Raw genomic sequence first — 7,148 nt, 5'->3', positions numbered from 1 at the left:
GCCGCTGAACGGCATATCGTCGATGAAGTCACCCGTGTGGATCTGCGCGCCCAGCGTCGCAAAGCGGTCGCGCGCCTTGGCGGCGGCGGCAGCACTGCCGACGAAGCGCGGATGCCAGGCATCATCCGCTCGTCGATGGAAGCGACCATCACGATCGACGAAGCGCACAACATCGTCGTCTTTAATCCCGCTGCGGAGCGCATTTTCGGCGTGACGGCGGCGCAGGCACTCGGCATGCCGCTCGCGCGTTTCATTCCGCCGCGGTTTCGCGACGCGCATGCGCAGCACGTCGCGCAGTTCGGCGTGACGGACGTCTCCCAGCGGCAGATGGGGCCGCAGCCGGTGCTATGCGGGCTGCGCGCGAACGGCGAGGAGTTTGCGCTCGAAGCGTCGATCTCGCAGACGCGCGAGTCGTCCGGCAAGCTCTACACCGTCATGCTGCGCGACGTCACCGCGCGAGTGAAGGCGGAAGCCGCGCTCGAGCAGTCGCGGGAGGAATTGCGGCGGCTCTCCGCCAATCTGCAAAGCGTGCGCGAAGAAGAAAAAACCCGCATCGCGGATAATGGGCGTGGCGCCCGACGCCACCCAGGTGCGCACGAAGGGGACGGCCAGTCGTCCGGGCTGATCGGCGTGCGCGAGCGGGCGCACAGGCTGGGCGGCGCAGCGCAGATCGATACGGCGGAAAACAACGGCTTTGCGCTGAACGTGACGTTTTCGTTACAGGCTGTGCAACAGGAGCACACGCATCCATGATCAAGGTATTGCTCGCCGACGACCACACGCTCGTGCGCGACGGGCTGCGCCACATCCTGCAATCCGCGAGCGGGTTCGAGGTGGCGGGCGAAGCGTGCGACAGCGCGTCGACGATCGCGCTCACGCGCTCCACCGACGCGCAGGTGCTGGTGCTCGACCTGTCGATGCCCGGGCGCAACGGCATCGATCTGATCAGGCAGATCAAGGAAGAAACGCCCGCGCTGCGCATTCTCGTGCTGACCATGCATGCCGAGCAGCAATACGCGGTGCGTGCGTTCAAGGCGGGCGCATCCGGCTACATGACCAAGGAAAGCGCGAGCGCCGAACTGGTTGGCGCCGTGACGAAGATCGCGGCGGGCGGCGTCTACGTGAGCCTCGCGATGGCCGAGCGCCTCGCCCAGCATCTGAACGAACCCGCCGAAGCACTGCCGCACCAACGGCTGTCGGACCGCGAGTTCGACGTGTTCCGGCGCATCGTCGCGGGCCAGAGCATCACTGAAATCGCGCACGAGCTCTGCGTGAGCGTCAAGACGATCAGCACGCACAAGACCCGCATCCTCGAAAAAATGCAGATGCCCAACGAAAACGGTCTCGTGCGCTACGCCGTGCGGCACAAGCTGATCGACGACGAAGACGGCATCTAGCGGCTTGCTGAACCCAGATGCGGCCAAGGGTAGGAATATTCCTATAGTCGTTACCTCTATTCCTGGCCTGACTTCAAGCATCGCCGATACAATTTTGAGATAGATCGGCCGATACTCGCGGACATGGATACCGCCGTGTCAACCGCCGCGAAGGTCTACCTCGTCGACGCCGCTGTCGAAGTGAGACGGCGCCTCGCCCGTCTGCTCGATGCGATACCGGGCGTCGACATCGCAGGCGAGGCCGAGGACGGCGACGCGGCGCTCGAAGGCATCGTCGGATCGGGTGCGGACATCGTCGTGCTGGACTTGCGTCTCGCCGACGGCAACAGCCTCGGACTGATCGACGCGCTGTCACGCGCGCATCCGTCCGTCGTCAAGATCGTGCTGACCAATCACACCGCGCGCGCCTTCCGCGACGCCTGCAACGCAGCAGGCGCCGAGCTTTTCTTCGACAAGACATCCGAATTCGATGCGGCCTGCCGCGCGATCGCACACTTCGCTCGCCTTCGCGAGGCGCGATCGACCAGCACGCCCCCGTGACGCTTCAGGAGCCGATCATGCATGCCGCCACCGCTCTCGCATCCGACCATCCGATCGCGCGCGCCGCGACTGTCGTACCGATTCAGCCCGCCGTCCGACGCGAGCCGCCGACGCAGCGCTCGCCGCGCTGTTCGGCCTGCGCGATGCGCGCGTTCTGCATGCCGCCCGAGCTGAGCGCGGACGACCTGAAGAAGCTCGATTCGCTGATCTGCTCGACTCGCTCGGTCAGGCGCGGCGACGCGCTGTATCGCGCGGGCGACGCGTTCCAGAGCATCTACGCCGTGCGCGCCGGATCATTCAAGACGATGGTCATGCATCGCGACGGACGCGAGCACGTGACGGGCTTCCAGATTCCGGGCGAGGCGCTCGGGCTCGACGGCATCGGCACGGGCCAGCACAACGGCGATGCGATCGCGCTGGAGGACAGCGTCGTGTGCATCATTCCGTTCGCGCAGCTCGAGGCGATGTGCCGCGAGATCAAGCCGCTGCAGCATTACATCTATCAGATGATGGGCAGCGAAATCGTGCGCGAGTCGCGCCAGATGATGCTGCTCGGCACGATGACAGCCGAGCAGCGGGTGGCGACGTTCCTGCTGGGCCTGTCGCGGCGCTTCAAGGCGCGCGGCTTTTCCGCCGCTGAATTTCATCTGCGCATGACGCGCGAGGAAATCGGCTGCTATCTCGGCATGAAGCTCGAAACCGTGAGCCGCATGTTCTCGAAGTTCCAGCGCGAGCGGCTCGTGCACGCGAACGGCAAGACCATCCGCATCGTCGATCCCGACGCCCTCGCGCGCGTGTAGCGGCACGCGTCGCGTCATGGGCGGCCCGCAAGCCGCGCGCGATGGCCGGCGTCGTGTGGTGAGTGACGGGTGCGCGGCTTTGCCGCACGCGCACGGCAAAGCGCCTTGACATGCCTCAAATTTCGCCGGCTGCCAACCGGTAGATTGAAAGCGTGATCTACGTCGGAGCGCCCATCATGAGAGTCACTCTTCACCTCGATACGTTCGAATGCCCCGAGGCATCCGTGTACGCCATTCTTTGGCTCGACCGCGATGCGCGCAAATGGTCGCGCGAGGGGCACGCGGGAATCGATCTGCCCGCATGGGGCGCGCTGGTGCTCTCGAAAGGCTGTACGCGCGTCGTGGGCGGCGCGGACGGGCGCGTTTGCTGCGAATTGTCCGGTCTCGATCTGCTGCCGGCCGACGGCCCGTTCGAAGGCGAATCGGGCGTCGCGGTGTGGTATCCGCATGCGGACCGCGCGCCCGTCGTCGGGCAGTGGCATGTGCAGTGGATCGACGACAGCGATGGCGTTCCCGAGCATGGCGTATTCGCCGACGACGAAATCGCCTAGCCTTCGCGTCGCCACACGCCGATGTGCGGCCGCTATCGCTGCCGCACAGGGCTTCGCGCCGCGTTCCGCAAGGTTTTTTCCGCGGCATCGAATGCGCAGCGGACAGCCTCTTCTGCATTCTCCGCGGCATAGCGGCCGATGGGCTGCAACTCGTTCGTCTGCGTGACGAGATCGAGGCGCACGTCGTAGAGCGGCGTTCCGGAGCGCAGACGCAGGGCCTCGATAGCGAGATGAAAGTTCGACAGCAGCGCGCCGAACCGCTGCAGACGCAGCAGTTGCGCGACCGCTTCGGCTTCTAGCTGCGCTGTCGCGCTGCAGCCGAGATAGACAATCTGCATGCCGATGCCCATCATCGCCTCCCGTGATGGCGTGTCCGATCGTGCCGCCACGCTGCGCGCGGATTGGCTACACCCAGCGGCTACTCCGTGCAGCTCCTCCGTGCGGCTACACCCGGATCGTTCGCGAGCGCTTCAGCTCGATCCAGACCATGCCTTCGCGCAGCCCTTCGAGCAACGCGTCGCGCTCCGCCGCGCATGGCACGTGGCTTCTGAACGCATGGGTGAACGTGCAGCCGCCCGTCTCGTGACTGACACGGACGTCGGCGCAAAAACCGCCGCCGTCGGCGCGCGCCGTTTTGACGCTTACCGTCCAGCCTGCTTCGCCGACTTTGCCCGTCAGTGCCATTGTGCGTTCTCCATTCGATGCGCGAATCCGTCCTGTCAGCGTAGCCGTCCGCGCGGACCCTCGCTTGATTCAGGTCAACGCGCGGGGCGGCGGACGCAAGCTGGTGCAAGGAGAAGCGACCTGTTATAACTCAGCTTCGACTGCGCAGCATCGACTGACTCATGCCCGGAGCCGCGATGACAACGCCGAACCACAAGCCTTCCCCTCGCGGCACAGCGGCGAGAGCGGCGTCCGTCCCGGACGTGCCGCTCGAAGACCGCTATGTGCTGCTGATCGAGGCAGTCACCGACTACGCGATTTTCATGCTCGATCCCGCCGGTAACGTGTCGAGCTGGAATTCGGGTGCACAGCGCATCAAGGGCTATTCGCACGACGAAATCATCGGCCGTCATTTTGCGACGTTCTACACGCCAGCCGATATCGCCGCGGGCAAACCCGCGCGCGAGCTGAAAATCGCGACCGCCGAAGGGCGCGTCGAAGACGAAGGCTGGCGGGTGCGGCGCGACGGCACGCGCTTCTGGGCCAACGTCATCATTTCCGCCGTCCGCGATGCGGGCGGCACGCTGATCGGCTTCGCCAAAGTCACCCGCGACATGACCGACCGCAGGCGCCTTGCCGAACTCGAACGTGCCAGCGAAGTATCGGCGCAGGTGCAGATCACGCGGGAAAACGAGCAGAAGCGCATTGCGCGCGAACTGCACGACGACCTCGGCCAGCAATTGACCGCGCTGAAAATGAGCGTCGCGCTGATGGAAGCAACACTCGCGGGCAAGGCGGAGACGGCGCATCTGGTGCCGCAGACCAACGCGCTCAAGACGGAGATCGACGCGATGGCGACGTCGCTGCGCCGCATCGCCGCCGACCTGCGCCCGCCGCTGCTCGACGATCTGGGCCTGACGGCCGCGCTCGAATGGCTCGCGGAAGACTTCACGAAGCGCTACGACGTCGATGCGACGGTGCACATCGAGGCAGGCACGCCGCAGTTCAACGAGTTCGCATCGACCACGCTGTTCCGGATCGTGCAGGAAGCGCTGACCAACGTCGCGCGTCACGCGAAGGCGACACTGGTGCGCATCGAGCTCGCGCGCGCGGGCGATTTTTTGTCGCTGGAAATCGAGGACAACGGCTTGGGCGCGGCGCTCGAGCAGCCGCCTGGCAAGACGTCGTTCGGGCTGCTCGGCATCCGCGAGCGCGTCAGGCAGTTGCAGGGCGCCGTGTCGTTCGTCAGCGCGCCGGGCGCCGGCTTTTGCATCTCGATCCGGCTGCCCGCCTCCGCGGCGCAATGACAGGCCACGTCATTCGACGTGACGAAGCTCGCGACGAAGAATCTTGCCGACGGTCGACTTGGGCAGCGCGTCGACGAAGCGCACGATCTTCGGCACCTTGTAAGCGGCCATGCTCGCGCGGCAGTGTGCGATCAGCGTTTGCTCAGAGAGTTCGGCGTCCGGCGCGGCGACGACAAAGAGCTTCACCGCCTCGCCCGTGCGCTCGTCCGGCACGCCGACGCACGCGCATTCGGCAACGCCCGCGAGCGCCGTCGCGACGGCTTCGACTTCGTTCGGATACACGTTGAAGCCGGAGACGATCACCATGTCCTTCTTGCGGTCGACGATCTTCAGGAAGCCCTTGTCGTCGAACACGCCCACGTCGCCGGTGCGGAAGTAGCCGTCGGCCGTGAACGCGCGCGCGTTCGCTTCCGGCTGCTGCCAGTAGCCGCGCATCACCTGCGGGCCTTTCACGCAGATCTCGCCCGCCTCGCCGATGCCCACTTCGCGGTTATCGTCGTCGAGCAGCTTGACGTCGGTAGACGGCACGGGCAGGCCCGTATTGCCCGAAAAGCCGTCGACGAACTGCGGGTTGAACGACACCACAGGCGACGTTTCCGACAGCCCGTAACCTTCGCGGATGAAGCTGCCCGTCACGGACTTCCAGCGCGCCGAGATGACGTCGATCATCGCCGCCCCGCCGCCCGCGGACAATTTGAGCCGCGACCAGTCGACCTCGCCCACGCGCGGATGCGAACCGAGCGCCGCATACAGCGTATTGACGCCGACGAAGATGGTGGGCCGCGCGGCCTTCAGCACGTCGATGAACGCGTCGCACTCGCGCGGATTCGCCACGAGCCAGTTTTCCGCGCCCACCGAGAAGTACACGAGGAAATTCACCGTGAGCGCGAAGATGTGATAAAGCGGGATCGCCGTGACGACCACTTCTTCGCCGGGTTGCATCGCATCGGGCATGAATGCCTTGAACTGCTCGATGTTCGCGACGAGGTTGCGATGCGACAGCGCCGCGCCCTTCGACAGCCCCGTCGTGCCGCCCGTGTATTGCAGGAAAAGCAGATCGTCGCCGCTCACGTCGGCAGGGTCGAGCGCCAGCGCCGCGCCTTGCGCGAGCGCGTCGCGCAGCGCGGTGGCGCCGCTCAGCGACGTGTCTGGCGCGGGGCCCGGAACCACCGTGCCGCCGCCGTCGCCCGCGCCCGCCGTGACGACCGTCCGGATGCGCGTCTGACCGATTGCGTCGGCCAGCGTGCGCGTCGAGCCGTCGTACACGACGATCGTTTCGACGCCGGCATCGTTGAGCTGATGCGCGAGTTCGCGCGCGGTATAGAAGGGATTCACGTTCACCTGAACCGCGCCGAGCTTGACGATTGCAATGAACGCGATGGGAAACGCAAGCAGGTTCGGCAACATCACGGCCACGCGATCGCCCTTGCCGACACCCGCCACCCTTTGCAGGTATGCGGCGAACGCTGACGAAAGCCGGTCGATGTCGGCGTAAGTCAACGTCTGGCCGAACGCGCGAAACGCGGGCTTCGCGGCGAACCGGCGCATCGCGTCTTGCAGCAGCGCATTGACGCACGGATAGCGGTCGGCGTCGATCTCGGCGGGAATCGGGCCATACGATGCGACCCAATGTCTGCGGCCGGTCGAACGTTGTGCGGAAAGGCTGTCGTGGGTCTGGCTGGCGTTCATGCTGTCTCCTGATCGTTCTGCGGGCACTATCGCGCACGACCGGTGGGTTGCAAATGATCGACGCGGCCGAATTGGTGATCGCAACGGACAAACGCCGGCTTTCGCCGCGCGCGGGAGCGTGCCCAGCGCGGCAGAACCGTGCGCGCTAAGGGACAACCCTGTAGCGGGCGCCGCTGTCCGGGGCGACAATTCGGGACACAC

The 7,148-nt window shown here is 65.8% G+C and carries 8 protein-coding genes and 1 pseudogene; 6 read left to right on the top strand and 3 right to left on the bottom strand.

Annotated features, from left to right (window positions below; translation table 11 throughout):
* From H3V53_RS18110 to H3V53_RS18090, 5 genes and pseudogenes are all read left to right on the top strand, one after another.
* Nucleotides 1-558, top strand: a pseudogene (locus tag H3V53_RS18110) (PAS domain-containing protein); the annotation flags it as partial.
* Nucleotides 559-749: 191 nt separating this feature from the next.
* Complete coding sequence (locus H3V53_RS18105; protein WP_054921408.1) at nt 750-1,397, top strand: response regulator; 648 nt, start codon at nt 750-752, stop codon at nt 1,395-1,397.
* A 123-nt stretch (nt 1,398-1,520) separates the two neighbouring features.
* Nucleotides 1,521-1,937 (top strand): response regulator, encoded by a 417-nt coding sequence (locus H3V53_RS18100; RefSeq protein ID WP_336599128.1) that lies wholly within the window; start codon nt 1,521-1,523, stop codon nt 1,935-1,937.
* A 17-nt stretch (nt 1,938-1,954) separates the two neighbouring features.
* Nucleotides 1,955-2,737 (top strand): helix-turn-helix domain-containing protein, encoded by a 783-nt coding sequence (locus H3V53_RS18095; RefSeq protein ID WP_336599127.1) that lies wholly within the window; start codon nt 1,955-1,957, stop codon nt 2,735-2,737.
* Nucleotides 2,738-2,913: 176 nt separating this feature from the next.
* The gene (locus H3V53_RS18090; RefSeq protein ID WP_336599126.1) at nt 2,914-3,288 is read left to right on the top strand and encodes a DUF3564 domain-containing protein; all 375 of its coding nucleotides are present in this window, start codon (nt 2,914-2,916) and stop codon (nt 3,286-3,288) included.
* Between the two features lie 32 nt (nt 3,289-3,320).
* On the opposite strand, the gene H3V53_RS18085 is transcribed toward H3V53_RS18090, so the two are convergent.
* Together H3V53_RS18085 and H3V53_RS18080 are read right to left on the bottom strand one after the other, a co-directional pair.
* Nucleotides 3,321-3,638 (bottom strand): hypothetical protein, encoded by a 318-nt coding sequence (locus H3V53_RS18085; protein WP_336599133.1) that lies wholly within the window; start codon nt 3,636-3,638, stop codon nt 3,321-3,323.
* Nucleotides 3,639-3,732: 94 nt separating this feature from the next.
* Nucleotides 3,733-3,972 carry a hypothetical protein gene (locus tag H3V53_RS18080; protein ID WP_336599125.1) on the bottom strand — a complete coding sequence of 80 codons (240 nt, stop codon included), beginning with the start codon at nt 3,970-3,972 and terminating at the stop codon, nt 3,733-3,735.
* Between the two features lie 176 nt (nt 3,973-4,148).
* Here H3V53_RS18080 and H3V53_RS18075 point away from each other — a divergent pair, with 176 nt between their 5' ends.
* Entirely contained in the window at nt 4,149-5,258 is a 1,110-nt protein-coding gene (locus tag H3V53_RS18075) for a PAS domain-containing sensor histidine kinase (protein WP_336599124.1), read from the top strand.
* Nucleotides 5,259-5,267: 9 nt separating this feature from the next.
* Here the strand turns inward: H3V53_RS18075 and H3V53_RS18070 are convergent, their stop codons facing one another.
* Nucleotides 5,268-6,947: an AMP-binding protein gene (locus H3V53_RS18070; RefSeq protein WP_336599123.1), complete on the bottom strand. Its 1,680-nt coding sequence runs from the start codon at nt 6,945-6,947 to the stop codon at nt 5,268-5,270.
* Nucleotides 6,948-7,148 lie beyond the last annotated feature (201 nt).

Source organism: Paraburkholderia bengalensis, from assembly GCF_037126505.1.
GTDB classification, from domain to species: Bacteria; Pseudomonadota; Gammaproteobacteria; order Burkholderiales; family Burkholderiaceae; genus Paraburkholderia; species Paraburkholderia bengalensis.
Note: the sequence above shows the minus strand (reverse complement) of the source record. Positions and strands in the feature narration are given on the sequence as shown.